At 54.8% G+C, this 18,996-nt stretch carries 18 protein-coding genes and 1 pseudogene; 12 read left to right on the plus strand and 7 right to left on the minus strand.

Translation table 11 applies throughout. From position 1 onward, the window contains the following. The first annotated feature begins 68 nt into the window (after positions 1–68). The 5 genes from hpaB (at position 69) to yjiA (ending at position 5,855) form a co-directional block, all read left to right on the plus strand. Complete coding sequence (gene hpaB, locus NNO04_RS03275) at positions 69–1,631, plus strand: 4-hydroxyphenylacetate 3-monooxygenase, oxygenase component (RefSeq protein WP_162380751.1); 1,563 nt, start codon at positions 69–71, stop codon at positions 1,629–1,631. A gap of 17 nt (positions 1,632–1,648) precedes the next feature. Next, the gene (locus NNO04_RS03280; RefSeq protein ID WP_271443470.1) at positions 1,649–2,161 is read left to right on the plus strand and encodes a 4-hydroxyphenylacetate 3-monooxygenase reductase subunit; all 513 of its coding nucleotides are present in this window, start codon (positions 1,649–1,651) and stop codon (positions 2,159–2,161) included. A gap of 271 nt (positions 2,162–2,432) precedes the next feature. After that, complete coding sequence (btsT, locus tag NNO04_RS03285) at positions 2,433–4,583, plus strand: pyruvate/proton symporter BtsT (protein WP_271443471.1); 2,151 nt, start codon at positions 2,433–2,435, stop codon at positions 4,581–4,583. Positions 4,584–4,691: 108 nt separating this feature from the next. Then, positions 4,692–4,886 (plus strand): YbdD/YjiX family protein, encoded by a 195-nt coding sequence (locus tag NNO04_RS03290; RefSeq protein ID WP_003830038.1) that lies wholly within the window; start codon positions 4,692–4,694, stop codon positions 4,884–4,886. A 12-nt stretch (positions 4,887–4,898) separates the two neighbouring features. After that, positions 4,899–5,855 carry a GTPase gene (gene yjiA / locus NNO04_RS03295; protein ID WP_271443472.1) on the plus strand — a complete coding sequence of 319 codons (957 nt, stop codon included), beginning with the start codon at positions 4,899–4,901 and terminating at the stop codon, positions 5,853–5,855. A 61-nt stretch (positions 5,856–5,916) separates the two neighbouring features. On the opposite strand, the gene NNO04_RS03300 is transcribed toward yjiA, so the two are convergent. After that, positions 5,917–6,219: a BrnA antitoxin family protein gene (locus tag NNO04_RS03300; protein WP_271443473.1), complete on the minus strand. Its 303-nt coding sequence runs from the start codon at positions 6,217–6,219 to the stop codon at positions 5,917–5,919. Next, complete coding sequence (locus tag NNO04_RS03305) at positions 6,206–6,493, minus strand: BrnT family toxin (protein ID WP_271443474.1); 288 nt, start codon at positions 6,491–6,493, stop codon at positions 6,206–6,208. The genes NNO04_RS03300 and NNO04_RS03305 overlap by 14 nt, the downstream gene beginning before the upstream one ends. A 205-nt stretch (positions 6,494–6,698) precedes the next feature. Between NNO04_RS03305 and NNO04_RS22850 the strand changes: the two are divergent. Then, positions 6,699–6,845: pseudogene (locus tag NNO04_RS22850) on the plus strand (PLP-dependent aminotransferase family protein); the annotation flags it as partial. Between the two features lie 34 nt (positions 6,846–6,879). Here NNO04_RS22850 and NNO04_RS03310 read toward each other — a convergent pair. After that, positions 6,880–7,464, minus strand: coding sequence for an OmpA family protein (locus NNO04_RS03310; RefSeq protein ID WP_271443505.1), 585 nt, complete (start codon positions 7,462–7,464; stop codon positions 6,880–6,882). 3 nt (positions 7,465–7,467) lie between these two features. Continuing rightward, the gene (locus tag NNO04_RS03315) at positions 7,468–7,944 is read right to left on the minus strand and encodes a hypothetical protein (RefSeq protein WP_271443475.1); all 477 of its coding nucleotides are present in this window, start codon (positions 7,942–7,944) and stop codon (positions 7,468–7,470) included. Positions 7,945–8,502: 558 nt separating this feature from the next. Between NNO04_RS03315 and symE the strand changes: the two genes are divergently transcribed. From symE to NNO04_RS03345, 6 genes are all read left to right on the plus strand, one after another. After that, positions 8,503–8,847, plus strand: a complete 345-nt coding sequence (symE, locus tag NNO04_RS03320; RefSeq protein ID WP_271443476.1) for an endoribonuclease SymE — start codon at positions 8,503–8,505, stop codon at positions 8,845–8,847. A 319-nt stretch (positions 8,848–9,166) separates the two neighbouring features. Further along, entirely contained in the window at positions 9,167–10,000 is an 834-nt protein-coding gene (xapA, locus tag NNO04_RS03325; protein ID WP_271443477.1) for a xanthosine phosphorylase, read from the plus strand. 39 nt (positions 10,001–10,039) lie between these two features. Beyond that, entirely contained in the window at positions 10,040–11,245 is a 1,206-nt protein-coding gene (gene tsgA, locus NNO04_RS03330) for an MFS transporter TsgA (RefSeq protein ID WP_271443478.1), read from the plus strand. A 20-nt stretch (positions 11,246–11,265) separates the two neighbouring features. Beyond that, on the plus strand, positions 11,266–12,201 hold the full coding sequence (locus NNO04_RS03335; RefSeq protein WP_271443479.1) for a LysR family transcriptional regulator: 936 nt from the start codon (positions 11,266–11,268) through the stop codon (positions 12,199–12,201). Positions 12,202–12,534: 333 nt separating this feature from the next. After that, positions 12,535–13,065 carry an NlpC/P60 family protein gene (locus NNO04_RS03340; protein ID WP_271443480.1) on the plus strand — a complete coding sequence of 177 codons (531 nt, stop codon included), beginning with the start codon at positions 12,535–12,537 and terminating at the stop codon, positions 13,063–13,065. A gap of 156 nt (positions 13,066–13,221) precedes the next feature. Then, positions 13,222–14,502, plus strand: coding sequence for a DUF445 domain-containing protein (locus NNO04_RS03345; protein WP_271443481.1), 1,281 nt, complete (start codon positions 13,222–13,224; stop codon positions 14,500–14,502). Positions 14,503–14,633: 131 nt separating this feature from the next. On the opposite strand, the gene bglB is transcribed toward NNO04_RS03345, so the two are convergent. The 3 genes from bglB to NNO04_RS03360 all read right to left on the minus strand — a co-directional run bounded on the left by bglB (position 14,634) and on the right by NNO04_RS03360 (position 18,785). Then, a complete protein-coding gene (bglB, locus tag NNO04_RS03350; RefSeq protein ID WP_271443482.1) occupies positions 14,634–15,716 on the minus strand; it encodes a beta-galactosidase BglB in 1,083 nt (360 codons plus the stop codon). Further along, positions 15,713–16,870, minus strand: a complete 1,158-nt coding sequence (locus tag NNO04_RS03355; RefSeq protein WP_271443483.1) for a hypothetical protein — start codon at positions 16,868–16,870, stop codon at positions 15,713–15,715. Before NNO04_RS03355 ends, bglB begins: the two co-directional genes overlap by 4 nt. A gap of 241 nt (positions 16,871–17,111) precedes the next feature. Beyond that, on the minus strand, positions 17,112–18,785 hold the full coding sequence (locus NNO04_RS03360) for a hypothetical protein (RefSeq protein ID WP_271443484.1): 1,674 nt from the start codon (positions 18,783–18,785) through the stop codon (positions 17,112–17,114). Between the last annotated feature and the right edge of the window lie 211 nt (positions 18,786–18,996).

Consider the following 18,996-nt stretch of genomic DNA (forward strand, 5'->3'; position numbering starts at 1 on the left):
TTAACATTAAAGCCTGAAACGCCCGTTGGCGCAGGCTTTCCATCCGATGACGAAAAGAGAGTCTGAATATGAAACCTGAAGATTTCCGCGCTGACGCCAAACGCCCATTAACCGGTGAAGAGTACTTAAAAAGCCTGCAGGATGGCCGCGAGATCTACATCTACGGCGAGCGTGTGAAAGATGTCACCACGCATCCGGCGTTTCGCAACGCGGCGGCTTCCGTTGCCCAACTCTACGACGCACTGCACAAACCGGAAATGCAAGACGCCCTCTGCTGGGGCACCGACACCGGCAGCGGCGGCTACACCCACAAATTCTTCCGCGTGGCGAAAAGCGCCAACGATTTGCGTCAGCAGCGTGACGCCATCGCGGAGTGGTCCCGTCTGAGCTACGGCTGGATGGGACGTACGCCAGATTACAAAGCCGCTTTTGGCTGCGCGCTGGGCGCGAATCCGGCGTTTTACGGTCAGTTTGAGCAGAACGCCCGCAACTGGTACACCCGCATTCAGGAAACCGGACTCTACTTTAACCACGCCATCGTCAACCCGCCGATCGACCGCCATAAACCGGCCGACGAAGTGAAAGACGTCTACATCAAACTGGAAAAAGAGACCGACGCCGGGATCATCGTCAGCGGCGCGAAAGTGGTAGCGACCAACTCCGCGCTGACTCACTACAACATGATCGGTTTTGGTTCTGCGCAGGTGATGGGCGAAAACCCGGACTTCGCGCTGATGTTCGTCGCCCCAATGGACGCCGACGGTGTGAAACTGATTTCCCGCGCCTCCTATGAAATGGTGGCCGGTGCGACCGGTTCCCCGTATGACTACCCGCTCTCCAGCCGTTTTGACGAGAACGATGCCATTCTGGTAATGGATAATGTGTTGATCCCGTGGGAAAACGTGCTGATCTACCGCGATTTTGACCGCTGCCGTCGCTGGACAATGGAAGGCGGTTTCGCCCGTATGTACCCGCTACAGGCGTGCGTACGCCTGGCGGTCAAACTCGACTTCATCACCGCGTTGCTGAAAAAATCGCTCGAATGTACCGGCACTGCGGAGTTCCGTGGCGTGCAGGCCGATCTCGGGGAAGTGGTGGCCTGGCGCAACATGTTCTGGGCGCTGAGCGACTCCATGTGTTCAGAAGCGACGCCGTGGGTAAACGGTGCCTGGCTGCCGGATCACGCGGCGCTGCAAACCTACCGCGTGATGGCGCCGATGGCCTATGCGAAGATCAAAAACATTATTGAGCGTAACGTCACCAGCGGTTTGATTTATCTGCCTTCCAGCGCGCGTGATCTGAATAATCCACAGATCGACAAGTATCTGGCAAAATATGTGCGCGGCTCCAACGGGATGGATCACGTTGAACGCATTAAGATTTTAAAACTGATGTGGGACGCCATCGGCAGCGAATTTGGTGGACGCCACGAGTTATATGAAATCAACTACTCCGGTAGCCAGGACGAGATCCGCCTGCAGTGTCTGCGTCAGGCGCAGACCTCCGGCAACATGGACAAAATGATGGCGATGGTTGACCGCTGCCTGTCTGAATACGACCAGAACGGCTGGACGGTGCCACACCTGCACAACAACAACGATATCAACCTGCTGGATAAGCTGCTGAAATAACGCAGTCGGAGGTCAAAATGCAATTAGATGAACAACGTCTGCGTTTTCGTGATGCGATGGCCAGCCTGTCGGCGGCGGTCAATATTGTGACCACCGAAGGTGACGGTGGACGTTGCGGGATCACCGCGACCGCCGTGTGCTCGGTGACCGATACGCCCCCGTCGGTGATGGTCTGCATTAACGCCAACAGCGCCATGAATCCGGTGTTTCAGGACAACGGTAAGCTGTGCGTCAATGTGCTAAATCACGAGCAGGAACTGATGGCGCGCCACTTCGCTGGCATGACCGGGATGGCGATGGACGAACGTTTTAACCTCTCCTGCTGGCAAAAAGGGCCTCTGGCGCAACCGGTGCTGAAAGGCGCGCTGGCCAGCCTTGAAGGCGAGATCCGCGATGTGCAGGCGATCGGCACGCATCTTGTTTATCTGGTTGAGATCAAAAACATTATCCTGGGCCAGGACGGTCACGGTCTGATCTACTTCAAGCGTCGTTTCCATCCGGTGATGACGGAAATGGAAACCACCGTCTAAAAATGTGAAACCCAACGGGCGACAGCGCTGTCGCCCGCTTTCATTGTGATACAAATCACACAATTTCCACCACTCACGCCCTCTCTTTACCGCTCACTGACATTCCTGACCGCTTAAGCTGACATACAACCACTCGCTTATTTACCTTACTTTACGCGCGCGTTTCTCTGGCAAGATCGTCTCCAGCATAACAGTCAGTTACCTCCTCAAACACACGCATTAACTCAAACGGCTTCGGCCAATTATTAATCTAAAGAAACCAGGTTTTACTATGGATACCAAAAAGATATTCAAGCACATACCCTGGGTGATTCTCGGAATCATCGGGGCATTCTGCCTCTCGGTAGTGGCATTACGTCGGGGTGAGCACATCAGCGCCCTGTGGATCATCGTCGCTTCCGTCTCGGTATATCTGGTGGCTTATCGCTACTACAGCCTGTACATCGCTCAAAAGGTGATGAAACTCGACCCGACGCGTTCCACGCCGGCGGTCATCAATAACGACGGCCTGAACTACGTGCCGACCAACCGCAACGTACTGTTCGGTCACCACTTCGCCGCTATCGCCGGTGCCGGTCCGCTGGTCGGCCCGGTTCTGGCCGCACAGATGGGCTACCTGCCGGGTACCCTGTGGCTGCTGGCCGGTGTTGTGCTGGCAGGCGCGGTACAGGACTTCATGGTGCTGTTTATCTCTTCTCGCCGTAACGGCGCGTCTCTCGGTGAGATGATCAAAGAAGAGATGGGTTCAGTACCGGGAACCATCGCGCTGTTCGGTTGCTTCCTCATCATGATCATCATCCTCGCGGTACTGGCGTTGATCGTGGTAAAAGCACTGGCCGAAAGCCCGTGGGGTGTGTTCACCGTTTGCTCAACCGTACCTATCGCGCTGTTCATGGGGATCTACATGCGATTCCTGCGTCCGGGACGTGTGGGTGAAGTCTCCATTATTGGTATCGTGCTGCTGGTTTCCTCTATTTACTTCGGCGGCGTGATTGCTCACGACCCGTACTGGGGCCCGGCGCTGACCTTTAAAGACACCACCATCACCTTCGCACTGATCGGCTACGCGTTTGTTTCTGCACTGCTGCCGGTATGGCTGATTCTGGCGCCGCGCGACTATCTGGCGACCTTCCTGAAAATCGGCGTTATCGTCGGTCTGGCGCTGGGTATTGTGTTCCTCAACCCAGAGCTGAAAATGCCAGCGATGACTCAGTACATCGACGGTACCGGTCCGCTGTGGAAAGGTGCACTGTTCCCGTTCCTGTTCATCACCATCGCCTGTGGTGCGGTCTCTGGCTTCCACGCGCTGATCTCTTCCGGTACGACACCGAAACTGCTGGCGTGTGAAACTGACGCGCGCTTTATCGGTTACGGCGCAATGCTGATGGAATCCTTTGTGGCGATTATGGCGCTGGTTGCTGCGTCCATCATCGAACCAGGTCTCTACTTCGCAATGAACACCCCGCCAGCGGGCCTTGGCATCACCATGCCGAACCTGCATGAGATGGGTGGCGAGAACGCGCCGCTGATTATGGCGCAGCTGAAAGACGTAACGGCACATGCGGCCGCGACCGTGAGCTCCTGGGGCTTCGTGATTTCACCTGAGCAGATCCTGCAAACGGCGAAAGACATCGGTGAACCGTCCGTTCTGAACCGTGCTGGTGGTGCGCCGACGCTGGCTGTAGGTATCGCACACGTGTTCCACAAAGTGCTGCCAATCGCCGATATGGGCTTCTGGTACCACTTCGGTATTCTGTTTGAAGCGCTGTTCATCCTGACCGCACTGGATGCCGGTACCCGTTCTGGCCGCTTTATGCTGCAGGACCTGCTGGGTAACTTCGTTCCGTTCCTGAAGAAAACTGACTCTCTGGTTGCGGGTATCATCGGTACTGCGGGCTGCGTAGGTCTGTGGGGCTACCTGCTGTATCAAGGCGTGGTTGATCCGCTGGGCGGCGTTAAGAGCCTGTGGCCGCTGTTCGGTATCTCTAACCAGATGCTGGCAGCCGTGGCGCTGGTCCTCTGTACCGTCGTACTGATTAAAATGCAGCGCACCAAATACATCTGGGTTACCGTTGTTCCGGCAGTATGGTTGCTTATCTGCACCACCTGGGCGCTGGGTCTGAAACTGTTCAGCACCAACCCGCAGATGGAAGGCTTCTTCTACATGGCCAGTCAGTACAAAGAGAAGATTGCTAATGGCGGTGAACTGACTGCACAGCAGATTGCCAACATGAACCATATCGTGGTGAACAACTACACCAACGCAGGTTTGAGTATTCTGTTCCTGGTGGTCGTCTATAGCATCATTTTCTACGGGTTCCGTACCTGGCAGAAAGCCCGCACCATCAACGGTCGCTCTGATAAAGAGACGCCGTATGTACCGGTGCCGGAAGGCGGCGTGAAGACCTCTTCACACCACTAATCGATGTGCCGGGTAGCGTTACGCTTACCCGGCCTACAGAAAGCAGTTAACGTAGGCCGGATAAGGCGAATGCCACTATCCGGCTTTATTCATTAACGGGACGGTATAATGTTTGGTACTTTAGGTCAGGCAAAAAAATATCTCGGTCAGGCGGCAAAGATGTTGATTGGCATTCCGGACTACGACAACTACGTCGAGCACATGAAGACCAACCATCCCGATAAGCCCTATATGACTTACGAAGAATTCTTCCGCGAGCGCCAGGAAGCCCGCTACGGTAGCGGCGGAAGCAGTTGCTGTTAGAAGGAGAAATGAATGACCCCGATTGCAGTTACCCTACTCACCGGTTTTCTTGGCGCCGGTAAAACCACGCTGCTGCGCCATATTCTCAACGAACAGCACGGCTACAAAATTGCCGTTATCGAAAACGAATTCGGCGAAGTTTCCGTGGACGATCAGCTGATTGGCGATCGCGCCACGCAGATCAAAACCCTCACCAACGGCTGTATCTGCTGCACCCGCTCCAGCGAGCTGGAAGACGCGCTGCTGGACCTGCTCGATAACCTCGACAAGGGCAACATCCATTTCGACCGTCTGGTGATTGAATGTACCGGCATGGCCGATCCTGGCCCGATTATTCAGACCTTTTTCTCGCACGAGGTGATTTGCGAACGCTACCTGCTGGATGGCGTGATTGCGCTGGTCGATGCGGTCCATGCCGACGAGCAGATGAACCAGTTCACCATTGCTCAGTCGCAGATTGGCTACGCCGACCGTATTCTGCTGACCAAAACCGATGTGGCGGGCGAGAGCGAAAAACTGCGTGAACGCCTGGCGCGTATCAACGCCCGCGCTCCGGTTTACACCGTGACGCATGGCGATATCGACCTCTCCCTGCTGTTCAACACCAACGGCTTTATGCTGGAAGAGAATATCGTCAGCGCCACACCGCGTTTCCACTTTATCGCTGACAAGCAGAACGACATTTCATCGATTGTGGTGGAGCTGGATTACCCGGTCGACATCGGCGACGTTTCCCGCGTGATGGAAAACCTGCTGCTGGAATCCGCCGACAAACTGCTGCGCTACAAAGGGATGCTGTGGATCGACGGCGAGCCAAACCGCCTGCTGTTCCAGGGCGTGCAACGCCTCTACAGCGCCGACTGGGACCGCCCGTGGGGCGACGAACAACCGCACAGCACGCTTGTGTTTATCGGCATTAATCTGCCGGAAGACGAGATCCGCACGGCATTTGCGGGGTTGAAGAAGTAAATTTTTGTAGGCCGGATAAGGCGTAACCGCCATCCGGCATCTACACGCGAGCAATCACTCGCTATTTCTTGTTTTGCTCTCGCAGCATGGCTTCGCGCAAAATCGCATTCAGCCGGGTCTGATACCCTTTCCCTGGGCGCTTCAACCACTCCATGACATCAGCATCAATGCGCACGGACGCCTGCGTTTTTAACGGACGGAAAAACTTACCGCGAGCGGCCTCTGACCACGTTGCATCCTCCGAAGCAGGAATATCGCTGTAATCAATCTCATCATCGGATTTCGCCGCCAGCGCCTTGAGTTCAGCTTCATGCTGAGAATTGAGCGCGGAGGGCATACCACGTTTATGTTTAACCATGCTCATAACGATTCCTCTCTTTACTGTCAGCCTTTCGGGCGCTAATGATCCGAATGACTTCGCTACCACTTTCAAAACGAACGGTGTGGGCAACAAGAATGACAATAATCCCATGCACAAGCCCGAGGGTTTGCCAGCGGTGCTCACCATTTTCTATACGATCCTGCCGTGAGAGATGCCACGGATCATCGAACACAAGAACGGCATCTTCAAAGCGAATGCCATGTTTTATCTGGTTGCTTCTGGCCTTATTCGCATCCCACTCATACTCCATCGGCATGGTATCTATCCCTGATTGTATATACAAAAAAGTATAGACAATTATCCTGGAATTATACCGTTGATGTTGGAAAAAGCATCACATTTTGCATAAATGGATAAGAGGGACAAAAATCCCCAGAGCGGTCAGAGCAAGCTCTCCTCCCAGCGGCCACAACCCGTAGGGCTTTATCATGCCCGACGCCCGCCAACGCACAGTGCTGAATCTCGCCCAGCAGCTGTGCCAGATGAAGATCCCGGTCGCACCGGGGAAATACAGAAATGGTTTGCGGATCAACCGCGCACTGCCGTCGATCGACAAACATCGTCAGGTGAAAGTGCCGCCAGGGATGGCAGTGAAGGTAGCGCTGAAATATACGGCAGAGATCCGGTCGTCAGGCAGCGAGCTTACGCTTTCTTCTTCGGCAATACGAAATCGACGCGACGGTTTTTCGCCCTTCCGGCGTCGCTATCGTTACTCGCCACCGGCTGGCTTTCTCCTGCCCCCTTCTCACTTAAACGTGACGGGTCCACACCGTGTGCCGTCAGCCAGTTGGCGACCGAACGGGCACGGCGCTGCGAAAGATCGAGATTGTACTTATCGCTCCCCACTGAATCGGTATGCCCTTCGATCGTGACTACGCCGCCAGGATCGTCGGCGATGAGCTGCGCCACCTTTTTCAGCGTCGGTTCGGCTTTTTTGGCGATCGCATCACTATCAAAAGCAAACAGCACGTCGCTACGAATCGATAATGTCACCGCGTCTTTATCATCGCGGAATGATATATCTGCCGACTGCTTCGCCAGGTCCGCCGCCTTGCTCTGTAAATCCAGCACCGCACCGCCGGTATCCGACGGGAAGCCCACCAGATCCAGCGTTGTCGCTTTAAGGTCGAGGATCACTGGCGGCGCATGCGCTGGCACTTCTTCCGCTCCGGCGGCAGTACACAACGCCAGACCGCTGGCGAACAGGAGTTTGTGCAGGCGACTCATCACTTAACGATCCGTAATGGCGATGGGCCCGAGCGGCTCAACGTTTTCGATAGTCAAATACACTTCTTTGACGTCTTTCGGCGGCGCTGGGAAACTGCCGTACCACGAACCGACGTACGGTACACCGCGGCGCGAGGAAAACATCACGCTATTCGGTGCCAGAGGTACACCGTTCGAATCGGTCAGTAGCAGATATTTCTTGTTACCCACCAACAAATAGAAGGAATTAGCGAGAGCCTCTTTATCTATTCCGGTATACAGAGATTGCGCAGTCAGGTTATCCGCAAGGCCCTTAAAGCGTACCTTGACGGTCAGGATGTCGCCGTGGCGTACCGCTTCCACGACCTGCGCTTCCGCCGTCCCCGCGCTCACCATACCGGTGGCCAGCGGCGCGGCTGGAGCATCCTCTGCCAGCGCGACGCCCGGGAAAACCAGCGCGGTCAACAGACAGGAGGCAACGAAGTTTTTCATTCGCTTCATGTTGAGGTCCTTATTCTGTAGGGCGTTACCTTTGTTATTTAATATTTTCAATAACATAGGAAAGTCGCCGGGAGAGTAATGCCCCCGAAGTATAGTAAAATGCCCCGGTATCACCCCCATAGCGTGCAAAAACGTTAGCGTGATCACGTTACGACCCGGCAACCCGGACAGGTAAGCAGTCATGCAGTGGAATTACGGGAAGTGGATTGACCGTTGTTTTATGAATTTTAGATTGAATAAAGAATAGTATTCGGTGCTTCGAGTAATAATGTGTATATGGGCGTACTGTCGCAGGCGGAGAATTTTAAACAGCATCATATAAATACGCTTAATTAATATTGATTGCCGGATGGCGTTTTGTTTATCCGGCTTTTTTATATTTTCCGATATTTTAATTTCTATATTAATATTTCCGGTAACGTTTTTATTATTGTCTATTTTTAGCTGGACTTTGTTTTTATTTGCTGATGTTATGTACAGGTTTTTTAGCGCGGTGCGGATGTGCGCCAACACACCCGCATCGCTAATCACAATCCCTATTAATAGAGAATAGAGACTATGACTACCGCGCATTGTATTGCAGATTCGTTTGAACCAGAAGTGTCCCCGGCAAATAACCGCGTTGCTACCGTCAGTTATGCGAGTCGCCATCCTGATTATACCCGTATTCCCGCGCTCACCCTGAAAGGTCAGTGGCTGGAGGCGGCCGGTTTTACCACCGGCAGCAAAATTGATGTCAAAGTGATGGACGGGTGTATTGTGTTGACCGTGCAGCCGCCCGCCGCCGAAGAGAGTGAATTAATGCAGTCGCTGCGCCAGGTGAGCAAGCTGTCGGCACGTAAGCAAAAGCAGGTGCAGGAGTTTATCGGCGTGATTGCGGGTAAAACGCAGAAACTGATGTAAGCCTGTCGGATGGCGCTTCGCTTATCCGACCTACACTAGCCGTAGGCCGGATAAGGCGCGTTGCGCCGCCATCCGGCAGAGACACCGCCAGACCCGAACTGGCCACCAGTGAACCTCATCACACTTCAACCTTCTCATTTTCCCCGCTTACCCACAGAAGCGGCATTTCCTTCTGCATAACCCTTTGAAATTTCGTCGTTCCAAAAATTCCCCCTCACTATTCATTCATAAAAACGAATCGATAAGCGTATTTATCCAATTGGATTAGCAATCGACCGCTTCGCAGAATGTGCATAAACCTACGCATTCAGGAGTTTTTATGTCGCATTCCATGATTAACGATACCCCGTTCGACGCCGTTGAAATCCTTAAGGCGGCGAAACCCGGCTTTCAGCCGCGCATCGCGTTTATTCTCGGCTCCGGTCTCGGGGCGCTGGCCGATAAGCTCGATAACAAAACCGTTATCTCTTATGAAAAGCTGCCGGGGTTCCCGGTGAGCACCGTCATTGGTCACGCCGGCGAAGTGGTGATGGGCTCGCTGCACGGCGTGGATCTCATCTGCATGAAGGGGCGCGGCCATTTTTACGAAGGCGTCGGAATGGGCATCATGACCCACGCCGTGCGCACCTTTAAGCTGCTCGGCTGCGAATTTATGTTCTGCACCAACGCCGCGGGCTCGCTGAACCCGGACATTCCGGCGGGCAGCCTGGTGGCGCTTAACGATCACATCAACACCATGCCCTCCACGCCGCTGGTCGGGCCGAATGATGACCGCTTTGGTCCGCGTTTCTTTAGCCTCGCCAACGCGTATGACAAAGATCTGCGTGAAAAACTGCACCACACTGCCCGCGATCTGGGTCTGAAACTGCACGAAGGGGTGTTCGTCTCCTATCCTGGGCCGAACTTCGAAACCGCAGCCGAAATCCGCATGATGCAGAAAATCGGTGGCGATGTGGTGGGTATGTCGGTGGTGCCGGAAGTGATTGTGGCGCGTCACTGCGGCCTGAAAGTGCTGGCGGTGTCGGCCATTACCAACATGGCGGAAGGCCTGAGCGACGTGGAACTCTCCCACGAGCAAACGCTGAAATGCGCGGCGATGGTGACCGACGATTTCATTCGCCTGATCAGCCAGTTCGTGAAGAACTGTCGTTAAGTTCCCGTCCAGCGGCGGGCGTAGTGCCCGCCAGGAGAAATGCAGATGTCAGAACATTATTCTCGCGGCAGTCTGAATGCGATCTCGTATCTGAGCTATTACTTCGTCGGCGCGCTGGTGTCGACGCTTGGGATCGTGCTCGGCCCGCTGTGTGCGGCATTTAACAAAGATCCGAGCTTTATCGGTCAGGTATTCACGCTGATGAACATCGGCATGTTTGTACCGATCATGCTCGGCGGCATTTTGATGAGGAAATGGGGCCTGCAAAAGCCGCTGGTGATCGCCGCCGCGCTGACCATTCTCATCAGCGCCCTGCTGTTCGTTACCCCGACGCTGACCATGTTCAGCGTGGCGGTCGCGATTATCGGCGCCTGCGGCGGGATCTTCATGACCATCGGTAGCTATCTGGTGGTGCGCATCAACCCGGACGAAAAGAGCCGCTCCTCGGCGCTGATTTTTACCGACTTCTTTTTCAGCCTGGCGGGCGCAACGCTCTCGTTCCTGCTGGCATGGATGTTTAAACTCGGCGCAAGCTGGATAGCGATGTACGCCATCATGGGCGGTCTGGGGGTGATTATGCTGATCCTGACATTGCGCAGCCGTTACCCGAGCACCGAAGCACCGGAAGCGGCACATCAGGAAGTGTCCAGCAAAGAGCCGTGGGGTCGCCCGGTATGGCTGTTGTGCGGCGCGCTGTTCCTGTTCCTGCTGGCCGAGCCGATTTTCACCATGTGGACGCCGGGCTATCTGCAATGGCGCTTTACGATTAAGCCGGAAGAAGCCGCGCTGTACACCACCGTGTACTGGGTGGCGAAGGCTATCGGCCTGTTCCTCAACCAGTTCACCGTCAAGTGGATGAAGCTGCGCACCTTCCTGCTGATTTGTACGGCGGTGGGGCTGGTGTCGATTGCGCTTATCACCAACAGCGCCAATACCACGCTGATTTTGATTGCCTGCGGCGCGTTTGGCTTCTTCAACTCCGGGCTGTTCTCCGGGTTGATGAGCTACGGTTCATTGCAGGTCAGCCACAGTTCGCCAACGCTTATCTCCGCCCTGCTCACCTGCGGTACGGTCGGTACGCTGCTGTTCGCCACCGTCTCTTCGCTGGTCAACAGCCACTTTGGCCTGCATGGCGCGGTCAACGCCTCGACGATTGCCTATGCGCTGCTGATGGTCACGTTGCTCATGGCGGTTGCCTGTAGCAAAGCCGAACGCCTGCATCAGGGCGAGGCGGTCGCAGTTTGACAGCGTTCAGGGAGGGTTGCATGATACCGCCACCCTCCTCCTTCACGGTGCCCGGCATGCTCGATCCTCAGGCCAACAGCCGCATTCGCTTTCGGATGCTGCGCTATTTTCAGACCCTTGCCGACGAGCTGCATTTTGGCCGCGCCGCTGCGCGGCTGAACATCTCTCAGCCGCCACTCAGCATACAAATCAAAGAGCTGGAAGAGATCCTCGGCGTGGAATTGTTCGAACGCACCAGCCGCAAAGTCGTGTTGACTCACGCCGGAAAAGTGCTGAAAGCCGAAGTCGACCGGCTGCTTAACGCCACCGAACAGTCACTGAACTATGTGCGCCAGATTGGCCGCAGCGAAAAGCAGCACATCAACATTGGAGTGATTGGCAGCGCGATGTGGGGTCCGTTGCTGGAACGCATGAAAGCGTTTCGGGAAGCCAATCCCGATGTGAACTGGACTCTGCACGAACTGGGGCAGCATGAGCAAATCACAGCGCTGCGCGCCCGCACCATCGACATCGCCATCAACCGCAATGTGATTCCTCACGTCGAAGCGAAGATCCGCTGTCAGTTGATCGCTCGTGAAGCGGTGAAGGTCGCCATGCATGAAAGCGATCCGCTGTGCCGTCGCGGTAAAGTCTCGCTTGGCGATCTGGCGGATCGGCCATTTATTTCACTCTCCTTCACCCGCAGCGATTTTGCCCATCAGGTATATGAGCACTGTCTCGAACTGGGTATCTCGCCGCTGATTACCCATCAGGTTTTCGAGCCGCAAACCGCGCTGGCGCTGGTCAGCACCGGCAGTGGCGTGGCGCTGTTGCCGGAGTCCTGCGCGCTGATCCACTGGCCCGGCGTGGCATTTCTCCCGCTTGAAGAGACGATCCCCGCCGACCTGTACGCATTGTGGTACGACGAACCATTACCTGAACTGTTCACCCGTTTTTTACAGGCACTGCGCGGTTAGGGTGGCGTTTTTCCGCCGCCTTGCTCCTGCGTCTATTTTTTACGAATAAGAACAATCGCAGAGAGAATATCTAAAACTGGCGATTACACCATTTTAATAATAACTTCACTTAATATTCACTGTCCCGCCTTTTGGCGCAATCCCACCTCATCCATTTGATAAACAATAAATTTACCCCCTGTCCAATTGTGGACCATCTTGTGAGCGATGTATTCATTCATCAATGATATTATTTTTAGCGTCGTTAAAAATATAAAATTAAACCATCATGGTTGATGGGGTACTTTTGCGCAAAAACGTAAGGATTTGATCATATAAATTAGTTTTCGAGTTATGCTTCGTATCATTTTATTTATTGTATTTGTAGTTTCCTCCTCAACCACCTTTGCTTTTGAACACATTATTCCCGGAGAATGGGGAGACGGTAATTTTTATACGTTGAAATCATCGACTCCGCCAATATCCGCCTCAAAAGAGGGGGATTTAAAGCAACGTATTATGGATGAATTTGCGGTATGGAAAGGAACCCGTTATCTCTGGGGCGGAGATAGCCATAATGGCATTGACTGTTCGGCTTTCACCCGCAGGGTGATACACACCGTTTCTCATCTGAATTTACCGAGAACAGCCGCAGAGCAGAGTCACATTGGTTACCTGATTCAACAGGAACAACTGAAACCTGGGGACCTGGTCTTTTTTATGACAAAACCCAATGTTCGCCATGTCGGTGTCTTTGTCGGTAATGATCAATTTATCCATGCCTCCAGCTCTCATGGTGTGATGATCTCCCATCTGTCTGGGAGTTACTGGCAAGAACATTTTCTGACCGCCCGGAGAATGAAGCCTGTACGGGAATTTTCGTAACGTTCAGATTGGCCACCGTCAGATTGAGAACCAGGCAATCTGACGGGCAATCCTGTCTGGCGAAACGCCCGAAGACCGGCTGCACCAGGTTTCGCCGACGACGACCTGCTAACGCCGCTTTGCACGATCGTCCCGTCTGGCTCTATCCTTACCCTTATGAATAAAATTGCTGAACTCAAACGCGCCAAGTTGCTGGCGCTCTCTTTGCTGCTGATGGCTGCGGCAACGTTTGTCATTACGCTCTTTTTGCCGCCCAACTTTTGGGTGCTGGGCATTAAGGCGATTGCCGAAGCCGCGATGGTCGGCGCGCTGGCCGACTGGTTTGCGGTGGTGGCGCTGTTTCGCCGGGTGCCGATTCCGTTTATTTCTCGCCATACGGCGATTATTCCCCGCAATAAAGAGCGGATCGGCGAAAATTTGGGGCTGTTCGTCCAGGAGAAGTTTCTCGATACCCAGTCACTGGTGGCGCTGATTCGCCGCCACGAACCGGCCAGCCTTCTCGGTCACTGGTTCAGCCAGCCGGAAAACGCCCAGCGGATAGGGCAGCATCTGTTGCAGATCATGAGCGGTTTTCTGGAACTGACCGACGACGCCCGCATTCAACGGCTGATCAAGCGTGCGGTGCATAAAGCCATTGATAAGGTAGATCTTTCCGGAACCAGCGCAGCAATGCTGGAGAGTATGACGAAAAACGATCGCCATCAGGAGTTGCTCGATACGCTGATCGCCCAGCTCATCGCCCTGCTACAGCGTGACAGCTCGCGGGCGTTTATCGCCCACCAGATCGTGCGCTGGCTGGAGACGGAGCACCCGCTGAAAGCAAAAATTTTACCGACCGAATGGCTGGGAGAACACAGCGCCGAACTGGTTTCGGACGCCGTCAACTCACTGCTCGATGATATCAGTCACGATCGCGCCCATCAGATCCGCCATGCGTTCGATCGCGCAACGTTTACCTTGATCGACAAACTCAAACACGATCCGGAAATGGCGTTGCGGGCAGAGAATATCAAAGCGTATCTGAAAGAAGATGAGGCATTTAACCGTTATCTCGGCGAGCTATGGGCGGATGTACGTCAGTGGCTGAAAGCGGATATTAATGCCGAGGATTCCCGGGTGAAACAGCGGATCGCGCATGCCGGGCAATGGTTTGGTGAAACGCTGGTTGCCGACGACGCGCTGCGCGCATCGCTGAATGGTCATCTGGAGCAGGCCGCGCGTAAGGTTGCGCCAGAGTTTGCCGCGTTTTTGACCCGTCACATCAGCGACACGGTTAAAAGCTGGGACGCGCGGGATATGTCGCGGCAAATTGAGCTGAACATCGGCAAAGATTTGCAGTTTATCCGCGTCAACGGCACGCTGGTCGGCGGCTCCATCGGGCTGGTGTTGTATCTGCTCTCGCAAATTCCAGCTTTGCTGACGCTGCCGAACCTTTAACACGGACGTAAAGCCAGGGATTGCCGGATGGCGGCTTCGCCTTATCCGGCCTACAGACTGCACCTAATTCGGCCAAACGGCGCAGGATTATAGGCCGGATAAGGCATTTATGCCGCCATCCGGCATAAACGCTATCGCGTTGCCTCAAGCCAGTTTCCTTGGTCCATTTCCAGCAACAGCAACATGGTGAGCGCCTGCGCATAAGGCACTGGTGCCATCGCGATGTCACAGTAATACTGAATATCCCAGCCGAGCATCGTCCCGCGTGAAGCTTCCAGCACCAGACCGCTATCGTCCACCCGCGCCATCACGGCGTCGAACGCGCGCAGCGCATTGGCGCTGACTGAATCATCCAGAATCCCCATCCGCACGCCACGCAGCATGCCGTAGGCAATGCCTGCCGTTGCGGACGATTCCTGCGGTGAAAGCGGATCGTCAAGCACCGTATGCCACATGCCGTTGTCGGCCTGCAGTTCGCAGAGCGTGCGAACCTGGCGCGCCACCACCTGCGACAGAAAGCGCCGCACGCTGGTGTCGAGATGCTCGCCCATCAGCTCGATAAACTCCGGGATCGCCACGGTGATCCACGCGTTGCCCCGCGCCCAAAACGCCCCGGCGTAATGGTGTTTATCGACAAACGTCCAGCCGTGATACCACAGCCCACTCGCCGGATCGCTGAGATAGCGCGTGTGCAGCAGGAACTGATATCCCGCTTCATCAATCAGATCCTGACGTTTCAGCGCAATGCCCGCCACGCCAAGGAACAGACAGGTCATAAACAGCGTGTCATCCCACAGCTGGCCGGTATTGGCCTGCTCTTTCACCACATGCTGAAAACCGCCCTCTTCCGTTTTTGGCAAATCACGCAGGAGCGCATCCGCCCAGTCGTTGACAACGGTCAACAGATCCTGACGCTGATGATGTTTCGCCACCAGCGCCAGTGCGATCATCGGCGCCGTGGTGTTGATCTGCATCTCCGGCAACCCTTTGCCGATCTGCGTTTCGTACCAGTTGAGGATCGACTGTTGCAGCGCTTTGTCCTGCTGGAAATCCGCAAAACGCCAGAAACCGTACAGCCCGACGCCTATCTCCCACTCCCACTCTTCGAAGTGGATGGAGAATCCGTCGCTGGTGCCCACTTCATCAAGGTTTTTCAGACGGCAAAATCCGCGAACTACCTGATCCAACGTTCCCATCAGTGCATCACGATTCATGCCTGAACTCCTTTAATCAGTTTGCCCGCACGATCGCGCAGACTCGCATCGTCTGCCATGAGGGCGAGAGCAGACAGCCCTCGATAATCAACGGGATAGCTTACTACTGCATTCAATTCGGCCAGCCCCTGTGCTTCAACCACGCTGAGCCAGTTTTCCAGCCGCGCTTTGGCGATCGCCTGCTGGTCGCGCCCTTTGCGACACGAGGCGATAAACAGCCCGTCCGGGAAGCTCTGCCCCGCCAGATACTGCGCGGCATGGAAAGCCAGTGCGTGATTCTCTGTGTCGAAGCGCATGGCGTCGCATCCGCGCTCATCGGGACCATAGCGATAGCCCATCAGCGTGGATTTTATGCGGCGGAACATCACGTCGGAAAAGTATTCGCCCTGGTGGCAACGCCAGATTTGCAGCAGCGGTAGCACGGAGAATACCGAACCTTCTTCGCGTGCGCTGATATGCTTGAGAGCGCTGTACAGCAGCGCATCCGCCTGTGGTCCGTATTGACGCTGTTGCATCAACGTCAACAGGTGGCTGGCACAGGCGTTCGTTTGGGAAACCACCGGATGCTGCGACGTGCATTGATGTTCAGCCTGCACCTGGCTGTGAGGAAACGCCGCGCTCAGCGCTTGCGCGCCCAGATAGACCATCTGCAGAGCGCAGGCCATCTCGCGCTCCGCCAGCTCATCCAGATGGATAAGCAGACTGTTTTTGCCTGCGCGTAACGGGATTTCAACGTCGGTATGCTGCATGAAGTTGCGCGTAAACGGCGTGAAGCAGGCGACTTGAGCGCCCCGACACCAGACCCGAACCCCACCGCAGGTTCCCAGACGAAAGGCGAAGGTCCCGGTGGACGGCGCGTAAAGATCTATCGCCAACCAGCGCTGAACGTGAAACGGCAGCGGACTGAAGTCGGGGAAAGAGACCACGCCGTTTTCATCGGCGATAACAGCTTCATTGCAGGACAGAGCCACCGCGGGATTGACCACGCGCTGCGCCAGGTTTTGACGAAACACGTCGCGACAAAATGATTCACTGGTCGCCGGGTCCGCCCCTTCGCCCGTGTAAAACTCGGCAAAGCGTTCTTTTTTTGCCGCTGAAAACAGGAAACGCGTCAGTGCGTCTCCCTGTACTACTTTCCAGTCACCCTGTGACATATTTACTCATCTCCAGCAGAATTCATGCTATGGGCGATATTTTCAGCGGGTTTGATTTTTGAGGCGAGCAACCATTTTTGGGGAATATCGGGTTATGCCTGACAACTCACAATCCGGAGAATACCAGGCGACAGAGCGTGACGCAGATCACACCCTATTGAGGGTGATGGCAATGCGGCGTGATGCAGATCACGCAAAATTTGAGCCTCCGCTCATTTTCGTGATCTGCGTCACACAAAAATTACCCTTTCAGGATTTTAAGTTCATCGCTCAGGCTGTCTGCCAGCGATCGCACCCGCGAGGCGTCAAACAGAACGTGCAGACCGGGTGACGCATCAGCGTGTTTCTCACAATAATCTTCCAGCTCTGCCGCGCTACGGTACAACTCCTGAATGTTGATCTGGCAGATCTCGCGCATGCTCCAGCTGTTCTCCGCTTCATGAGCAAAACGCAGGGTGAAAAAGGCTTTCTGGGCATGTAAAAACAGGTGGCAGTAGAGCGCAAAACCTTGCCATTCCTCCAGCCAGCGGCGTTTTAGCGCCCAGGGAAAGGCCGCCGTTTGCGCAAAACTCAGCGCCTGATCACGCAGCGCTACCGCCGCCTCACGGGCTTCGTCTTTTTCACTGGCAATACGCGAAAGGCAGGCAGCAGAGGTTTCGACATCGCTACGATCGAAGGTGATGTCCCTCTCCGAGCCCGGTAGCCAGTGGTTGCGGTTTAGCTGCCCGTACAAACTCCAGACCGCCTGACCGTAGCTTTCCGGTACCTGGCTGTGACGGTGAAAAACGTGGTCACGCACGTAGGTGGCCTTGTACAGCACCTGCCCCGCCTGTTCCATCAGCGAACAGAACGTTTCAAACGTTTTCTCGTCGGGACGCCAGCCGTAGGTTTCATCAAGCCACCAGGTCATCAGTTGCGCTTCGGTATAGTGCGTTCCGTTACTGGCAAGCATCCGGCTACACGCCACCAGATTGCAGGCGCTCAGGGTGCCCATGATCCAGTGGTTATCGACGCCTTCCCAGCTGGCTTTACATACCGCGCCACGAATCGCCGGGTTGCTGCGACACCACAACAATCGCCCTTGCAACTCATTGATACGCGGGAACGGGAAAACGCCCCAGCCGACTTCTTCGCCGACCAGATCGATGTCGGCCCACACTTCACGCTCACGAACCTGCAACAGCGCCGGGTTGTTGGGAAAGGAGGGCCAGAACCGTTCAGGCGTGAGTTTGATGGAGACGCTGACGCTCTCCGGCAACGGGCGGATCGCCGCCAGCACATTGCCGAGATCGTGATTTCCGGCAGGGAATACGCGCAGCACCAGATGTTTGTTTTCCGCCTGCATCACGCGGGATAACGTATTGAAACAGCGGCTGTAAATGGCAAAACTGCGCTCGTCACGCTGTGGCTGCGTCGTGTCGTCTTCCGACGGTAGCTCCCAGTTAGGACGCGAAACCGGCAACAGGCCATCGGTGTTGGAAATCGCCACCAGTAAACCGGTAAGCGCCGGAATGCGCTGGCAAATCAGTGAGACTTTGTCGGCGAGATACCCGCACCAGAAATCAACGTCAAAGCGGACGCCACGGCCAGGTTCAAACAGTTGCGGATGCGCGAGCAGCAGATCGGTCGGAAAGTTAAACTCTTTGGCTTGCAGGTAAAAACGCAGCCCTTTTTGCTGACAGAGTTTTCCCAGCCGGTTGAGATAAACGCAACGGGCGCGCTGCTGACTGGAAAGGCGGTCATTATACTGATGCGGCGTATAGCCTTTAGGGGAAACCAGTTTGTCGAACAGATCGACTTGTCCAACAATAAGGGTATTAAAATCATGCGCTACGGCCCATTCGACCAGTTCGCAGGCTTTTTCCCAGTTCCAGTACGCCTGATTGTTAAGTTCCAGCGCTCGCGTTTGCCACATCTTCATTTACCTCTACCGCACGTTTTCGCCCGTATAGATAGCATAGAACAAGGCGTTTGTGCGCTGGTGCCGCACGATATCACCCTTATTTAATCGTCTTTATTTATCATTCAGAATTACTTAAATTTTTTATATTTACTGGCGCAATATTTTCTTGATTTTATTTAACGCTATCGTAATAAAAAATGCGCCCACCCCAAAAGGGGGATTC

It is taken from the genome of Citrobacter sp. Awk 4 (genome assembly GCF_028069725.1).
Taxonomy (GTDB): domain Bacteria; phylum Pseudomonadota; class Gammaproteobacteria; order Enterobacterales; family Enterobacteriaceae; genus Citrobacter_D.

Coding starts and splice junctions, on each gene's coding strand:
- hpaB (WP_162380751.1), top strand. CDS start 69: ATGAAACCTGAAGATTTCCGCGCTGACGCCAAACGCCCATTAACCGGT.
- NNO04_RS03280 (WP_271443470.1), top strand. CDS start 1,649: ATGCAATTAGATGAACAACGTCTGCGTTTTCGTGATGCGATGGCCAGC.
- btsT (WP_271443471.1), top strand. CDS start 2,433: ATGGATACCAAAAAGATATTCAAGCACATACCCTGGGTGATTCTCGGA.
- NNO04_RS03290 (WP_003830038.1), top strand. CDS start 4,692: ATGTTTGGTACTTTAGGTCAGGCAAAAAAATATCTCGGTCAGGCGGCA.
- yjiA (WP_271443472.1), top strand. CDS start 4,899: ATGACCCCGATTGCAGTTACCCTACTCACCGGTTTTCTTGGCGCCGGT.
- NNO04_RS03300 (WP_271443473.1), bottom strand. CDS start 6,219: ATGAGCATGGTTAAACATAAACGTGGTATGCCCTCCGCGCTCAATTCT.
- NNO04_RS03305 (WP_271443474.1), bottom strand. CDS start 6,493: ATGCCGATGGAGTATGAGTGGGATGCGAATAAGGCCAGAAGCAACCAG.
- NNO04_RS03310 (WP_271443505.1), bottom strand. CDS start 7,464: ATGAGTCGCCTGCACAAACTCCTGTTCGCCAGCGGTCTGGCGTTGTGT.
- NNO04_RS03315 (WP_271443475.1), bottom strand. CDS start 7,944: ATGAAGCGAATGAAAAACTTCGTTGCCTCCTGTCTGTTGACCGCGCTG.
- symE (WP_271443476.1), top strand. CDS start 8,503: ATGACTACCGCGCATTGTATTGCAGATTCGTTTGAACCAGAAGTGTCC.
- xapA (WP_271443477.1), top strand. CDS start 9,167: ATGTCGCATTCCATGATTAACGATACCCCGTTCGACGCCGTTGAAATC.
- tsgA (WP_271443478.1), top strand. CDS start 10,040: ATGCAGATGTCAGAACATTATTCTCGCGGCAGTCTGAATGCGATCTCG.
- NNO04_RS03335 (WP_271443479.1), top strand. CDS start 11,266: ATGATACCGCCACCCTCCTCCTTCACGGTGCCCGGCATGCTCGATCCT.
- NNO04_RS03340 (WP_271443480.1), top strand. CDS start 12,535: ATGCTTCGTATCATTTTATTTATTGTATTTGTAGTTTCCTCCTCAACC.
- NNO04_RS03345 (WP_271443481.1), top strand. CDS start 13,222: ATGAATAAAATTGCTGAACTCAAACGCGCCAAGTTGCTGGCGCTCTCT.
- bglB (WP_271443482.1), bottom strand. CDS start 15,716: ATGAATCGTGATGCACTGATGGGAACGTTGGATCAGGTAGTTCGCGGA.
- NNO04_RS03355 (WP_271443483.1), bottom strand. CDS start 16,870: ATGTCACAGGGTGACTGGAAAGTAGTACAGGGAGACGCACTGACGCGT.
- NNO04_RS03360 (WP_271443484.1), bottom strand. CDS start 18,785: ATGTGGCAAACGCGAGCGCTGGAACTTAACAATCAGGCGTACTGGAAC.